This is a genomic window from Paenibacillus tritici, assembly GCF_018207515.1.
Taxonomy (GTDB): domain Bacteria; phylum Bacillota; class Bacilli; order Paenibacillales; family Paenibacillaceae; genus Paenibacillus_AQ; species Paenibacillus_AQ tritici.
In genome coordinates, this window is sequence record NZ_CP073365.1 from 5,152,088 (window position 1) to 5,167,454 (window position 15,367).

General features: G+C 55.0%; 9 protein-coding genes and 1 pseudogene. 6 read left to right on the plus strand and 4 right to left on the minus strand.

Going from position 1 to position 15,367, the window contains the following annotated elements:
* Nucleotides 1-123: 123 nt before the first annotated feature.
* The 3 genes from KDC22_RS22390 to KDC22_RS22400 form a co-directional block, all read right to left on the minus strand.
* On the minus strand, nt 124-1,716 hold the full coding sequence (locus KDC22_RS22390; protein ID WP_211720362.1) for a glycoside hydrolase family 43 protein: 1,593 nt from the start codon (nt 1,714-1,716) through the stop codon (nt 124-126).
* Nucleotides 1,716-3,692: a YjhG/YagF family D-xylonate dehydratase gene (locus KDC22_RS22395; protein WP_425516963.1), complete on the minus strand. Its 1,977-nt coding sequence runs from the start codon at nt 3,690-3,692 to the stop codon at nt 1,716-1,718. The genes KDC22_RS22390 and KDC22_RS22395 overlap by 1 nt, the downstream gene beginning before the upstream one ends.
* Before the next feature lie 85 nt (nt 3,693-3,777).
* A complete protein-coding gene (locus tag KDC22_RS22400; RefSeq protein WP_211720363.1) occupies nt 3,778-4,551 on the minus strand; it encodes an IclR family transcriptional regulator in 774 nt (257 codons plus the stop codon).
* A gap of 96 nt (nt 4,552-4,647) precedes the next feature.
* On the opposite strand from KDC22_RS22400, the gene KDC22_RS22405 reads away from it, so the two are divergent.
* Nucleotides 4,648-5,562: a dihydrodipicolinate synthase family protein gene (locus KDC22_RS22405; protein WP_211720364.1), complete on the plus strand. Its 915-nt coding sequence runs from the start codon at nt 4,648-4,650 to the stop codon at nt 5,560-5,562.
* 955 nt (nt 5,563-6,517) lie between these two features.
* Here the strand turns inward: KDC22_RS22405 and KDC22_RS22410 are convergent.
* Nucleotides 6,518-7,666: pseudogene (locus KDC22_RS22410) on the minus strand (glycerate kinase).
* 175 nt (nt 7,667-7,841) lie between these two features.
* Between KDC22_RS22410 and KDC22_RS22415 the strand changes: the two are divergent.
* The 5 genes from KDC22_RS22415 to KDC22_RS22435 all read left to right on the plus strand — a co-directional run bounded on the left by KDC22_RS22415 (nt 7,842) and on the right by KDC22_RS22435 (nt 15,010).
* The gene (locus tag KDC22_RS22415; protein WP_211720365.1) at nt 7,842-9,632 is read left to right on the plus strand and encodes a sensor histidine kinase; all 1,791 of its coding nucleotides are present in this window, start codon (nt 7,842-7,844) and stop codon (nt 9,630-9,632) included.
* Nucleotides 9,625-11,223: a response regulator transcription factor gene (locus KDC22_RS22420; protein ID WP_211720366.1), complete on the plus strand. Its 1,599-nt coding sequence runs from the start codon at nt 9,625-9,627 to the stop codon at nt 11,221-11,223. Before KDC22_RS22415 ends, KDC22_RS22420 begins: the two co-directional genes overlap by 8 nt.
* 87 nt (nt 11,224-11,310) lie before the next feature.
* Nucleotides 11,311-12,267, plus strand: coding sequence for an ABC transporter permease (locus KDC22_RS22425; protein ID WP_173129899.1), 957 nt, complete (start codon nt 11,311-11,313; stop codon nt 12,265-12,267).
* Between the two features lie 9 nt (nt 12,268-12,276).
* Nucleotides 12,277-13,179: a carbohydrate ABC transporter permease gene (locus tag KDC22_RS22430; protein WP_173129902.1), complete on the plus strand. Its 903-nt coding sequence runs from the start codon at nt 12,277-12,279 to the stop codon at nt 13,177-13,179.
* Nucleotides 13,180-13,258: 79 nt separating this feature from the next.
* On the plus strand, nt 13,259-15,010 hold the full coding sequence (locus KDC22_RS22435; protein WP_173129905.1) for an ABC transporter substrate-binding protein: 1,752 nt from the start codon (nt 13,259-13,261) through the stop codon (nt 15,008-15,010).
* Nucleotides 15,011-15,367 lie beyond the last annotated feature (357 nt).

Below are 15,367 nucleotides of genomic sequence, written 5' to 3' on the forward strand. Positions count from 1 at the left end.
CAGCTGTAAGCTGCTCATTCACTCCGAATTCTATTGCAGCAAATACATTAGAATGCGATTCACAGACCTATTTGCCCTTATTCTATTGCAGAGAGTGCAATTAGAAGCTATCCTCAGTCTACTCTACTCCTGTAAATCAAACTCACGGTACTCAAAATAATCAAAATCCGCCGGATGCAGCGTCCCGCTAAGGTCCTGTGCACACATACCGATGAAGGTGCCGGTGAACCGGATATAGGCCGGGAAATCATCGGATAGATGATAGATTTCCAGCGCAGCGCCGATTTTCTCCCAGGCGGAATCTCCGGTACAGTAATAGAATTGCGCCCATTCGCCGTCAATAACCACCTTCAACCCTACGCTTGCTCCCGGCTCCAGCGGAACTTCAGGCGTGAGGGTATCTTCATAGACCCCGTCCTTGGAGCGGATGATGCCCAAGGATTTCCCATGGACTTCATCGTGAGTGATCCGCAGATAGAGATAATCCTTCGTGTCATAATAGACGATCAGACCGGCCATCTGCTGGAAATGCTGCGGCTCGAATTCAATTGAAGTCTCGGCGCTGCAATGAAAAGCCTGCTGGCGCTGTGCAACGAGGCTCTGGCGGTGCATGGAGCTCATGGATTCTCTGCCCCGCAGGCGCAGAGTTCCGGGACGCTCCTGAAGCGAGAGCCATGAATCATCGGCAGGCACACGCAGGGTACTCCAGCGGACGTCCAGCTGCGGAGCATCGAAGTCGTCGCGGGGAGCCGCTGCGGCAAAGGGATGCGCCGGAAGATCCGGGCCTTCCACCGTAAGTGCAGGAGCGTTCCCGCCGCCGGGCAGGGCCAGCCACCCGTCTGCCGTGAATGTGACACGCTGAATCGCGGTCTCCCGGCCCAGATTGCAGTAGTTGTCCTTCACGGGACGACCGCACAGATGCACCATGTACCATTCTCTGGTCTGCGTCTCGACCAGACTGGCATGCCCCGCCTTTTGCAGCGCAAGCTCACGGTTACCGGCAGAGGTTAGCAGCGGATTGTCGGGAGCGGTCTCATAAGGTCCTTCGATCTGCTTCGAGCGCGCTACAGTCACCGCGTGATTATACTGCGTGCCGCCCTCAGCCGTAATAAGATAATACCAGCCGTCCTTCCGGTACAGATGCGGCCCTTCGGTAAGCTTCAGCCCGGTTCCCTTGTAGATCGGAATGACCGGACCGGTCAGCCGCTTCTCAGCCGGAGAATATTCCTGGAGCACAATCCCGGCGAAGCTGTTATTGCCGGTGCGGTGATCCCACAGCATGTTGACCAGCCATTTGCGCCCGTCTTCATCATGGAACAGCGAAGGGTCGAAGCCGCTGCTGTTCAGATACACCGGCTCAGACCAGGGACCTTCGATATTCCCGGCAGTCACCAGATAGTTAGGCGTATCCTTGAAGGCACCCTGTCTGCTTTTGACATCGGTATAGATCAGATAAAAGAGTCCATCAGCGTAAGTCAGGCAAGGTGCCCAGATGCCGCCTGAATCCGGGTCTCCCTCCATGTTCAGCTGAGACTTGCGGGTGAGCGCATACGTCAGCGGCCGCCAGTTCACCAGATCGCGGGAATGATGAATCCGCACACCGGGATACCATTCAAAGGTTGAGGTAGCAATATAATAATCTTCTCCCGCCCGGCAGATCGAAGGGTCCGGATGAAATCCGCGCAGAATCGGATTATGAATGATGTTTCGGCTCATTATTTCTCCCCCAATGCTTGCCGTCCTGCTTCCAGTAAGGCAATGATTTTGTCGGTATCGTAGATACAGCCCTGCCAGGTTCCGCCGCTTGCCGCCTGAAGTGCAGCCCACAGCCGGGTATCATCCGGCAGGCCCGGATCTACCGCAAGGCCCGGATGTGGCGTCCGCGAAGCCAGAATCAAGGTGCCAGCTTCCTTGGACAACGGCTCTTCGCCTTCGCCCACCAGATTCACGCTTCCTTCCAGCCGCACCGTATCAATCAGTACCTCTATCCAGTCATTATCCCGTAGTTTGCCCAGGGGACCGCCGGCCAGCGCTTCCGGTCCCATATGACCGATACAAGCTCCGGTAGATACACCCGAGAACCGGGCATCCGTGATCAGCGTGACATATTTGCCGTAAGGCAGATGCTTGAGCGCGGAGGTCAGCTGATAGGTCTCCTCCATGCCGGTCCCGCTGGGTCCACGGCCGATGACTGCCAGAATATCTCCGGCCTGAACCATGCCCAGCTTGATGCTCCGGATGGCGGCTCTCTCTGTAGTGAACACCTTCACTCTGCCGGTATGGCGGTAGACTCCTTCACTGTCCAAGACGGCAGGATCAATAGCCGCCGACTTGATGACCGCTCCTTCGGGGCAGAGATTCCCGGTAGGGAATGTCATCGTGGAGGCCATGCCCTGACGCTTGGCCTCTTCCGGGCTCATGATCACAGAATCCGGGTCTACGCCGTCCGCCTCCAGCAGCCGCTGCCGCATCTCCGTCCGGCGCTGCGAGGTCTCCCACCAGTCCAGATTCTCGCCCAGTGTCCGTCCCGTCACCGTAAGCACGGACTCGTCGATCAGCCCCAGCTTCCGCAGATGGAGCATCACTTCAGGAACGCCTCCTGCCAGGAACACGCGGATGGTCGGATGCGGCACCGGACCGTTCGGCAGGACACTGACGAGGCGGGGAACCATCCGGTTGATCCGGTTCCAGTCCTCAACCGTCGGAACCTTCAGACCTGCGGCATGGGCAATGGCCGGCAGATGCAGCAGCAGGTTCGTAGAGCCTCCGAAGGCGGCGTGCAGCACCATGGCGTTCTGTATCGCCTGGTCCGTAAGAATATCACTCATTACTATCCCGTTCTGGTCCATCTGCTGAAGCGCCCGGGCGGACTGGCGGCCGATATTCTTCCAGACCGGCTGCCCCGAGGGCGACAAGGCCGAATGCGGCAGCGCCATGCCCAGCGCCTCTGCAATCACCTGGGCGGTTGCGGCAGTGCCGAGGAATTGACAGCCGCCGCCCGGCGTCGCGCAGGCCCGGCAGCCAAGATCCGCCGCTTCTTCAAGGGATAGCTCCCCGTTGCTGTACCGCGCCCCGATACTCTGCACCTTCCCGGCATCCTCCCCGTCAACCGGCGGTAAGGTAACACCGCCGGGAACGATGATCCCCGGCAGCTTATGCATTCCGGCAATAGCCAGCAGCATGGCGGGCAAGCCTTTATCGCAGGTGGCTACCCCGACCACACCCTTGCGGGTAGGCAGGGAACGAATCAGCCGCCGCAGCACTATGGCTGCATCATTCCGGTAGGGAAGGGAATCGAACATACCCGTGGTTCCCTGGGAACGCCCGTCACAGGGATCGCTTACATAACCTGCGAACGGAATCCCCTCATTGGCCGTAATCTCCTCAGCGATCTCCTCCATCATTACGCCGATTTCCCAGTGGCCGGTGTGATACCCGAGCGCCAGCGGACTGCCGTCCTCGCGCCGGATTCCGCCCATCGTTCCGAGAATCAGATATTGCGGCCGGTTCAGCAAAAGCGGATTCCAGCCCATCCCCGCATTCTGTGTCATGCCGAAGATTTCACCGCTTGGGGCGTTCCTCAGCACCTCCCCGGTAATGGGCAATTGGCCTGCCGGTCCTTCGGCAGCGGTATGTACAGGGACAGCTTCAATAACGTCTTCCTTCATAAGCTCTTGCACCGTCAATCTCATATGAATTCCTTCTCTCCCTCAGAATGTAATGACACAGATGTCTAATGACGCTTAAGATACCTAGACTCCTAAGACTCAAAAATACTTAACACAACGAGAGCTTCCCCGCCAGTAGCTGTACCTCCCGGACCGCAGCCTCCTGCTTCGCAGTGAATGCATGCTGAAGCATTGAAGTGCTTACCGCAGCAATAACCTTGCCTGCGGCATCGAGAACCGGCGCAGCCACACAGCTGATGCCTTGAATAATCTCTTCCCGGTCCATGGCATAGCCGGACTGCCGAATACCGGCCAAGGCCGCTGTGAACGCAGACCAGTCCGTCAGCGTGTGTGAGGTCACCGCTGATAAGCTTTTGCTTGGATAACGCCGTTCGAGTTCTTCCTCCGGCAGCAGCGCCAGCATCATCTTGCCCATCGCTGTCGCATGTGCCGGGAACCGCATCCCTGGACTGGACTCCAGTCTCACAAGGGATTGCCCCTCCTGCTTGGCCAGATAAATAATCTCATCCCGGTCAAGCACCGAGAGCTGAAAGGTCTCCCCCACCGCCCTGACACTCTGCACCGACTCTGCCAGGAACCGCTCCACGAGATTCGTGTTCTGCTTAAGAGATTCATTGTATACCGTGTTATAGTAGGACACTCCCGCACCAAGCGCATACCGCTCGCCCGCATCCTTCGCCACCCATTGCAGCGTTTCCATCGTGCGCAGCAGCGAGAACATTGAGCTTTTGTTAATGCCCGTTTCCTCGCACAGGTCAGTCATTTTATGCGCTCCGGGCGTTCTTGAGATTGCCTTAAGAATCAGATCAGCCCGTTCCAGCGCCGGAACCCAATACTTCTGGTCCACACTCTTCTGGTCCACACTTTCATTCCCCTCTCATAAATCCATTGATTAAGCCTTTCGAGTTCACTATAATAATCATATGTTTATAATACCAAACCAGGAGGCAAAAATAAAATGAAAATTATCCACCCCATCGCAGGTGTAATCCCTCCCGTTCCCACGATTCTGGATCAGTCCGGGAAATTCGACCGAGCCGGTATGAAGCTTCTGATTGACAGCCTGGTCTCAAAAGGGGTTCATGGTCTGTTTTTCCTTGGGACTGCCGGAGAATTCAGCCTGTTCACCGCAGAGCAGCGCGAGGAGATCGCCGAGCTCTGCCTTGAATATACCAATGGCCGCCTTCCGGCCTGGATCGGCACCGGCAGCAACACGGTCTCCGAGACCCTCCGGCTGTCCCGCCATGCTGCTGAACACGGAGCAACCGGCATCGTCGTCATTAATCCGTATTACTATAAGCTGAGCGGAGACGCGCTGTTCGCACATTATGCTGCTATTCTGGAGGCGGTCGATGTGCCGCTCATGCTGTACAACTTCCCGGCGCTGACCGGCCAGGATCTGAGTCCTGCCTTCGTCAGCCGCCTTGCCGCAAAGTATCCGAATGTAGCCGGCATCAAGGAAACCGTGGACCAGCTAAGCCATATCCGGCAGATGATCATGCAGGTCAAGGCTGTGAGTCCTGACTTCTCCGTCTTGTGCGGCTTTGACGAATATTTGCTGCCAACACTGGCTGCCGGTGGAGACGGGGCGATCGCTGCCAGCGCCAACTTCGCTCCGCAGCTGATGCTTGGCGTGTACGACAGCTTCCAGAAGGGGGACCTGGCAGGCGTCCTTCAGTTCAACAAGCAGCTCGTTGAGATTCCGGCGCTGTATGGCATAGATGATCCTTTCATCGCTTCTATCAAAGAAGCGGTTCGTCTATCCGGCGTCCCGGTATCCACCTACAGCCTGGCTTCACCAGGAGTCTGGAGTGCGGAGCATGAGCAGAGTCTGAAGGAGATTTTCAGCCGGGCGGGTATTGCTCAGGGCTAAGTAGCGGAGAAACTGGGGGAACACCGAGGGTATACCGAAGGAACGCTGATGGGATGCCGAGGGAACGCTGAAGGGACGCTGAGGGGATACCGGAGGAACGCCGGGGCGGATACCGAGGGAACGCTGAAGGGATACCGAAGGAACGCCGGGGGGGATGCCTAAGGAATGCTGAACGAATGCCGAAGGAACGCCGGGGGGGGGCCGAAGGAACGCTGAGGGGATACCGAGGGAACACCTAAGGTATGCTACCCCCGCCGCCCGCAAGCAAGTGGAAAAAGGTAGCTTAATTTCTCGGTTTCGGCGGATTGTGGGTAAGCAAGTGGATAAACAGCAGCTACTGATGGCCGATTCAGCTACTTTGGGTAAAGTGCGAGGATTTAAGTGCTGTTTATCCAACTCCTGTTCTCGCAGCGTGGAATCGTTCATTAGCAAGTGGAGAAAATCCAACTGCTTACGTTGCAGCGTGAGAAATAGCGAGAAATAGCAGGATCATTTGTAACGTGCAACTTTAGATCCAATTAAGGGATGCTGAGGGAATGCCGGGGGGATGCCGAGGGAACGCCGGGGGATGCCGAAGGAACGCTGAAGCGCTACCGCCCCCCGCCTGCAAGCAAATGGAAAAACGTATCTTAATCTCTCGGTTTCGGCGGATTGTGGGTAAGGAAGTGTATAAAGAGCATCTACTGGTGGCCGATTCAGCTACTTTGGGTGAAATGCGAGGATTTAAGTGCTGTTTATCCAACTCCTGTTCTCGCAGCGTGGATTCGTCCATCAGCAAGTGGAGAAAATCCAACTGCTTGCGTTGTAGCGTGAGAAACAGCGAGATATAGAAATAAATAGAAAGAAATAGCGAGGAATAGCAGGAACATTTGTAAAGTGCAACCTATAAACCTAAAAATACTATTATTCCAAAAGACTGCCCCGGGAACCTTCCCGGGGCAATCCCATTCAAAAATTAGTCCTGTTCGCTAAGCTTCAGTAATCTGGCGATGTTCTCGCAGGTGCGCTCGACGTTGGCCGGTCCTTCGGCCAGCAGCTTCTCCAGGCCTGAAGCGCCCGGGACAATTCCGAAGATGGCGTCGATGCCTTCCGAATAGAGCGGCTCAATGCCTTCGCCGATGTATCCGGCCAAGGCGATTACGGTCTTGCCGCTGGCTTTGGCGGTGTGGGCTACGCCATACGGGGTTTTGCCGAATCTCGTCTGGAAGTCGATGCCGCCCTCGCCTGTAAATACAAAGTCAGCCTCCACCAGCTTCTCCCGGAGTCCCGTATATTCAATCATCATTTCGATTCCCTTCTGCAGCGTCGCCTGCGTGAAGATCATAAGACCTGCACCGAGCCCTCCGGCAGCACCGGCTCAGGGAAGATCACGTACATCCTTGTGAAGCTGCTGCTTCACTACCGCCGCGTAGTGGGCCAGATTGGCGTCGAGCTGCTGCACCATATCGGGCGTAGCCCCTTTTTGCGGACCAAATACGGCTGATGCTCCCTCGTCGCCACAGAGCGGATTCGTCACATCACAGGCGACTATTAGCTGGACCTGCTGCAATCTGGCATCAAGGGAGGTAATGTCGACTCTGGCCAGTCGGCCCAGACTGCCGCCTCCGCGCGGGAGCGACTCTCCCGCTTCATCCAGCAACCTCACACCCAGCGCTTCAGCCATTCCTGCGCCGCCGTCATTGGTTGCACTTCCGCCGATGCCGATAATAATTCTGCGGATGCCGCGGTCCAGACATTCCCGGATCAGCTCGCCTGTCCCGTAAGTCGTGGTGACCAGCGGATTCCGCTCAGCCTTATTCACCAGCCCAATCCCGCTGGCCGAGGCCATCTCGATTGCCGCTGTCTGGCCGTCACCAAGAATTCCGTAGGCTGCCGTCACCAGCTGTCCCAGCGGCCCTGCTACCTGCGCATAGTGAATCTCTCCGCCGGAAGCATCGACAAGTGCCTGCACCGTCCCTTCTCCTCCATCTGCCATTGGAACATGTATATAGGATGCGCCGGGGTATATTTTGCGAAGTCCGGCTTCCATCGCCATACAAACTTCCTTCGCGCTCATGCTTTCTTTGAAGGAATCCGGTGCCAGGACAAAGGTTCTCTCTTTCATTTCCGCACCTCATCTATGATATGGATATTATAATTCATCCCTTCATTATATTTCTCCCCAACCCTATAACAGAAGACAAAAAAAGCCAAATGAGTTACATTTATTAGCAGTAGTTCTCACGGTATACTCTACTGTAAGCGTTATCACAAAATCATATGCGGAGGGTATTCTATTCGTGTATACGCGTATCATCACCTTGATGAACAACCTGAAGCTGCGGACCAAGCTTTTCCTCTCATTCGGCTGCGTCGTCCTGGTTCCGGTGTTAATTGTGGGGGTGTTCCTGACCAGTGAGCTGCGGAATATGGCGATGAACAATGCGCTGAAGCAGATTACGGCCAACGTCGACCGGGTGAAAAAAAGAACCGGCGAGATGCTGAACGTTCCGCTGGACATCGCTTACCGTCTGTCCAATGACAGCCGGCTGGAGGAGGCCGCGAACCACCGTTATGAATCGGTCTATGATGTGGTGCAGGCCTATTGGGATTATCCCGACTTCCGGGATTTTGTCCGCCTGTACAAAGAAATCTCCAGCATCCGGCTGTACATCGACAACCCGACGGTGCTGAATAACTGGGAGTTCCTCCAGGCTGATCCGTCCGTCACACAGGAGCCCTGGTACCAACTTGCCCTCGCCCAGAAAGGACTGGTCTTCTGGAATTATATCCGCGACAACCGCAACGGGCAGTATTATCTCAGCCTGATCCGCAAGGTGGATTTCCTGAAGCAGCGGACCACCGGCGTACTGATCGTGAATGTCAACTCGAACCAGCTTAACAGTATCCTGAACCAGGAGACCTTCGAGACGATTATTGTCGATGAGAATGACAACATCGTCGCCTCCAACCGTGCGGATACGCTTGGCAAGACACTGGGCGACATCAACCTCCAGCCGCTGTCCTCCCTTACCGGACATGGACTGGCGGACATAACGATTGACGGCAAGCCCTCCAAAATGCTGATTGATGACTGGCATCCCGGAGGGAGCCTGAACAGCCTGCGGATTATCTCGATATTCTCGGTAGAGGATATTGTGGGCGAGCCCAACCGGATTATCTCCCTGGCCTCATCCGTCATCCTCTCCTCCCTCTTTCTCGCAATCATCCTAATCTACTACTTCTCCCGGCTGCTCACCGGACGGATGCTGCACTTAAGCAAGCATATCTCTAAGGTCGCCTCCGGGAATCTGGCAGCAAGGCTTGTGATCGACGGCAAAGATGAGATCGGCCAGCTGGCCCGGCAATTCAATCATATGGTGCGCAATATCAACGACCTGATGAGTGAGGTGCAGGAGTCCAACCGGCAGAAGAATGCCATCGAGCTGAAGCAGAATGAGATCAAATTCAAAATGATGGCCAGCCAGATCAACCCCCACTTCCTGTTCAATGCCCTGGAATCCATCCGCATGAAGGCCCACACCCGCGGCCAGACCGATATTGCACAGGTTGTCCGGCTGCTGGGCAAGATGATGCGCAAAAACTTAGAGGTCGCCGGCGGCAGGATCACCCTGCAAAGTGAGCTGGAGACCGTCAATTGCTATCTGGTGATCCAGAAATTCCGCTACAATGACCGGCTCGCCTACGAATTGTATGTAGATCCGGCAGCGAACGGGGTCCGGATTCCGCCGCTGATTATCCAGCCGCTAGTGGAGAACTGTGTCATTCATGGTCTGGAGGACCGGATGGACGGCGGAATGGTCAGGGTCGATATCCGGGTGGAGGATGATCTGCTGAAGGTTCAGGTATCGGATAACGGAGTCGGCATCTCCGACGCGCGGCTTGATGAACTCCGCGAGATGCTGGACAACAAGGATGACTATGAGTCCCACAGCATTGGAATGCGCAACATTCATCTGCGGCTGAAGCTGACCTACGGCCCGGAATGCGGGCTGATTCTGGCCAGCCAGAGCGGATACGGCACACAGATTAGCTTCGCCATCCCTTTAAGGAGTGATTCCTATGTATAGTGTGTTAATTGTTGATGATGAATTATCTATCCGTGAAGGACTCGTCACTCTGCTGGACTGGGAGAGCCTGGGCTACCGGGTGGTCGATACGGCGGCTAACGCGATTGAAGCCAGGCATAAGGTCGAGCTGTACTCCCCGGATCTGATGATTGTGGATATCCGTATGCCCGGCAAGGACGGTCTGGAATTGATCGGGGAGCTGCGGGAGGATCAGGCGGATCTGCATATCCTCATCCTGAGCGGCTACGCCGACTTCAGCTATGCCAAGCGTGCGCTATCCTACAATATCGACAACTATCTGCTTAAGCCGGTGGACGAAGATGAACTGCAGGTGTATCTCACCAACCTGTCCGGCATACTGGACGCGCGGACTACAGACCGCAAGAATCATGCTGCCGTTAAGGTCTGGAACCGGGAGATGCTCGCCCAATCCCTGCTGATGGAGAGCAGCGTGCAGCCCGCACCCGCTCTGATGGAGTCAGCTCAGCAATCGGGGCTGCTCTGGGATTCCTATCAGGTTGTCCTGATCCGGCTGCTGCTGCAGGATCATGCGGACAACGGGCCTTCCAGCAGCGTCAAGTCCAGGCTTGCCGTAAGCTTCGAGGAGAACAACTGGGGCATTGTATTCTCACTGGATTCTTATCTCGGCGTACTGCTTCAGCCCTCTTATCAGAAGGAGCTTGTAAGCAAATTAATGGCCCAGCATATCCGTGAAGCCGCTGCCGCAGAGGGGCTGGAGTGTATCATCACCGCCGGGGACAGGGTGGATACTCTAGGCGGGCTCCCGGTCTCCCATCAGTCGGCGCTGGCCCGGATGAAGGAGCATTTCTTCTATGATGAGCCGGGGATGATCGGCCCGGATTCTCTGAAGCTGAAGCTGGGGCCGCCTGCGAATCCCCAGGATACGGAGAACCGCTTGGCCCCGGTGATGGACCGGCTGTATTTCGCCATGGATACCGGTAACCTGAGTGTGATCCCTTCCCTGATTCAGGAAGCAGGCGGCCTCATGACGGCTGCCGGATGGTCCGAGATGGCGGTGAAATCCTACTATGTCCGGGCAGTCACTTCAATATCGGGCAAGCTCTCTGTTCATTATAAGGAGCTGGGCCTTGCCCAGACCCGGATGGACGGACAAATCCAGCAAATCTACAGACATACCTCTCTCCCCCAGCTCCAGCGTTATATCTCTGGTCTGCTGGAGCAATATGCAGCCGGGATTACCCGCGACGATATGGATGTGCTGATGAAGCGGATGGTCGATCTGATCCACCGGCATTATGATGAGAACCTGAAGCTGGAGACTCTGGCAGATGTATTCGCCTACAGCAGTGCCTACCTTGGCAAGCTGTTCAAGAACAGCATGGGCTGCTCCTTCAACACTTATCTGGATACCATCCGTATAGAGAAGGCCAAGGAGCTGCTGGATCAAGGCTCCAAAATCCATCAGGCGGCCAGCAAGGTCGGGTTCAGCGATGTCGATTATTTTCGTGAGAAGTTCAAAAAAATAGCAGGAATCTCTCCCTCCGCTTACCGGAGAAAAGACACGGAGCATGAAAACGACCTTTCAGAAAGCGCTTACGAAAACAACTGATTCCCCCCTGTTTTTACACTTAAATCTTCGGGTGTTCCCTGGCCTGCCGGGAGATTATGATAAAGCTATATCGAAGGAGGGACATAAATGAAAGCGATTACCACCATGACGAAGCCGAAGCCGGGAACCCCAGCTACACGCTTCTGGGCGAAGTTCCGGCAGCAGAAATATCTCTATATGATGGCTGTCCCTTTTGTGCTCTGGGCGTTTGTTTTCAGCTATCTGCCGTTATGGGGGTGGATGATGGCCTTCCAGAAGTATAAGCCGGGCAAATCCTTTTTCGAGCAAAAATGGGTTGGCCTCCAGTACTTCCGGGAGCTGTTCCAGGATGAGCAATTCTTCAATGCCCTGCGCAATACCCTCGCGATGAGCATTATGGGACTGCTGGCGGGATTCATCATTCCTATCGTCTTCGCTATTCTGTTGAACGAGGTTAGACTGCAGGTGCTGAAGCGCTTTGTGCAGACGGTCTCTTATCTGCCGCACTTTGTGTCCTGGGTGGTTGCCGCCGGGATCATTACCAAGATGCTCTCCACCGACAACGGGGCTGTGAATGACCTGCTGATGGGCCTTAATATAATCAGTGAACCGATCCAGTTTATGGCGAAGGGCAACCTGTTCTGGGGGATTGTTACCGCATCGGATGTCTGGAAAGAGACCGGCTGGAACACCATTATCTATCTCGCCGCCATCTCGGGGATCGGACCGGAGCTGTACGAAGCCGCCAGGGTAGACGGGGCCAGCCGGCTGCAGCAGGTACGCAACATTACACTGCCGGGCATCCGGGCGACCATTGTCATCCTGCTCATTATCTCCATCGGCCATCTCATCAGCATCGGGTTCGAGAAGCAGTTCCTGCTCGGCAACAATCTGGTGCGTGACTATTCGCAGACCCTCGATCTGTATGCGCTGAATTACGGGCTTGGCATGGGACGGTTCTCTTTCGGAACGGCCATTAATATTTTCAACTCCGTGGTGAGTGTGATTCTGCTCTTTACCGCCAATGGCATCTTCAAAAAAATAACCAAGGAAAGCATCATATAGGAGGCCCTTATGCGAATCAAAAAACTGGCCGCCGCATCCTGGTCGGACCGCATCTTCGATTTGGTTGTCTATCTTGCGATTACTGTGGTGACCGTTGCCACGCTGTACCCTTTTCTGAATGTGCTGGCGATTTCCTTCAATGACTCTACGGACAGCATCAAGGGCGGGATCACGATCTATCCCCGGGTGTTCACCTTCAAGAACTATGAGACGATCTTCGCCTTCTCGGGACTGATTACCGGGTTCAAAATATCCGTCCTGCGCACCCTGATCGGGACGCTGCTCGGACTCATCAGCGCCTCCATGCTGGCCTTCACCTTAAGCCGCGTGGACTTCCAGGCCCGCAGGTTCGTCTCCACCTTCCTGGCCTTGACGATGTACGTATCGGGAGGTCTGATCCCCTTCTACATCCTGATTAAGGATCTGCATATGATGGGCACCTTCAGCGTGTATGTCCTGCCGGGTCTGGTCAGCGCCTTCAACGTGTTCGTCATCCGTTCCTTCATCGACGGTCTGCCGTATGCCTTGCAGGAATCCGCCAAGCTGGACGGAGCCAATGACTTCACTATCTACTGGCGTGTCATTCTGCCGCTAACCAAGCCTGCGCTGGCGACCATCGCCCTGTTCCTGGCGGTCGGCCAGTGGAATGCGTGGATTGATACCTACCTGTATAACGGCTCGAAGGACTCCCTGACCACTCTGCAGTTCGAGCTGATGAAGGTCATTCAGAGCACCACCACCAACGCGGATAATTTCCGCGGGCGGAATATGACCGAAGTGATGGCCCAGATCTCCCCTGAATCCGTCAAAATGGCCATTACCATCGTCGTCACCGTACCTATTCTGATTGTATATCCGTTCCTGCAGCGCTATTTCGTCAAAGGCATGACGCTGGGTTCGGTCAAAAGCTAGTGCGCCTTAATCAGCGGTATCCTCAGGCCCCGGCCTGTATACAATATGTTCTCACCAGACAAAGGGAGGGTTTCTATTCATGACAAGAAAGACAGCGAAACCGTATGTGGTGCTGATGGTTCTGACCTTGCTGCTCAGTGTGCTGGCAGGCTGCGGCGGGGGCAACAATAACAACAAGAATACGGCTGAGAATACCGGTGCCAAAGCCACGAACAGCGGCAACGCTACGGCAACGGCAGAGGCTACGGAGGCAGCCGAAGACTTAAGCCCCCTGACTCTGTCCTTCTTCGCGGAAGACCCCAATCCGAACTGGAACAACATGAAGGATGAGGTCAGCACCGTCATTACGCAAAAAACAGGCGTTACCCTCGATGCCGAATTCGCTGTCGGTGATCCGCAGCAGAAGATTGCGCTGATTGCAGCCGGCGGTGAATATCCCGATATTATTTCGGCCAAAGGCGATATCGGCAAGCTGGTCGATGCCGGTGCCGTCATTGACTTGACCGAGCTGATCGACAAGCATGCCCCCAACATCAAGCGGGTGCTGGGCGAGAATCTGGCCCGGGCCAAATACACCAATGAAGACCAGTCGATCTATGCCATCCCGACCTGGGCAGCCGTGGATGAGAAGAAATTCGTGGCCGGCGGCGGCTTCGAGCTGCAGCACCGGGTAGTGAAGGAAGCCGGGTACCCGGAGATCAAGACGGTCAAGGATTATGAGAACGTCATTAAGGCCTATCTGGAGAAGCACCCTACCGATGAGAACGGCAACAAAAACATCGGCGTATCCCTGAACGCAGACGACTGGCATATGTACATTTCTGTAACCAACCCTGCGGTGGCGACAACAGGCGGCTCCGATGACGGTGAATATTTCATTGATCAGGAGACTCACGAAGCGATCTATCACTTCCGCCGCCCGGAGGAGAAGGAATACTTCCGCTGGCTGAACCACATGAACGATATCGGCCTGCTCGACAAGGAGAGCTTCGTACAGAAATACGACCAGTACAAAGCCAAGGTAGCAACAGGGCGCGTACTCGGCCTGATCGACCAGGACTGGGACTACAATGACGCGCAGCAGGCTCTGAAGACTGCGGGCAAATTCGAGCAGACCTACGGACACTACCCTGTCACCTTAACCGAAGAATACAAAGAAACCAGCTTCTGGCCTACCGGCTTCATGGGCGGCTATGGAATCTCGATCTCCTCCACCAATCCTGATCCGGTCCGTACGATCAAGTTCCTGGATTACCTGGCCTCCGACGAGGGACAGATCCTGAACAACTGGGGTATTGAAGGCAAACACTACAAAGTGGAGAACGGCAAACGGGTGGTGCCCGCCGAAGTTCAGGACCGCATCAACAATGACAATACCGCCTTCACCAAGGAAACAGGCATTGGCTTCTACTGGAACATGATGGTTCACTACGGCGACGGAGCCAAGGATGCTACAGGCAACTACTACACCAAGAACTTCCCTGAGCAGCTCGTGCTGGGCTATAGCGATGTTGAGAAAGAAACGCTGGCGGCTTACAAAGCCACGACCTGGAAGGACCTGTTCCCCAAAGAAGAGGAATTCAAGGAAAAAGCATACGGCGCAGCCTGGAACATTGCGATCCCCGGCGAGGATGAAGTCTCCATTCTGGGAAATAAAATGAAGGATATTACGTGGAAGCGCATCCCGCAGGCCATTCTGGCCAAACCGGCTGAATTCGATAAAATCTGGGATGATTATATGGCCGATCTGGAGAAAGCCGGCGTTAAAAAGATGGAAGCAGGCTACACCAAATATGTGCAGGACCGTGTGGCGTTGTGGACCAGCAAATAAGGATTCATATAAGTTGAGCCTAAATGCACAGATCAAAGGAGTAGTCGCCACTGCGGAGATTTTGGACTTCCGGCCGCTGTTGTTTCCAGATTTCTTGATTTATGCCGCTGTTATGCGGTGGAAATCCGGAAACTGATGATGCTTCCGAAGTGAGCTTTCCTGCGGAAAGCTTTCAGGCGGACGTCTACGCTCCTACAGTTCCAAAATCTCCTCCGCTGCTCCCTCCTTTATCTGAAGATTTATAGATCAACCTATATTTCACTACAGTAGGACACCCGTGCGGGGAATTGCACGGGTGTTCTTTAATCATACAGCCATAATAAAACAGCGAACCTCCAATGAAGGGAAGTCGCTGTT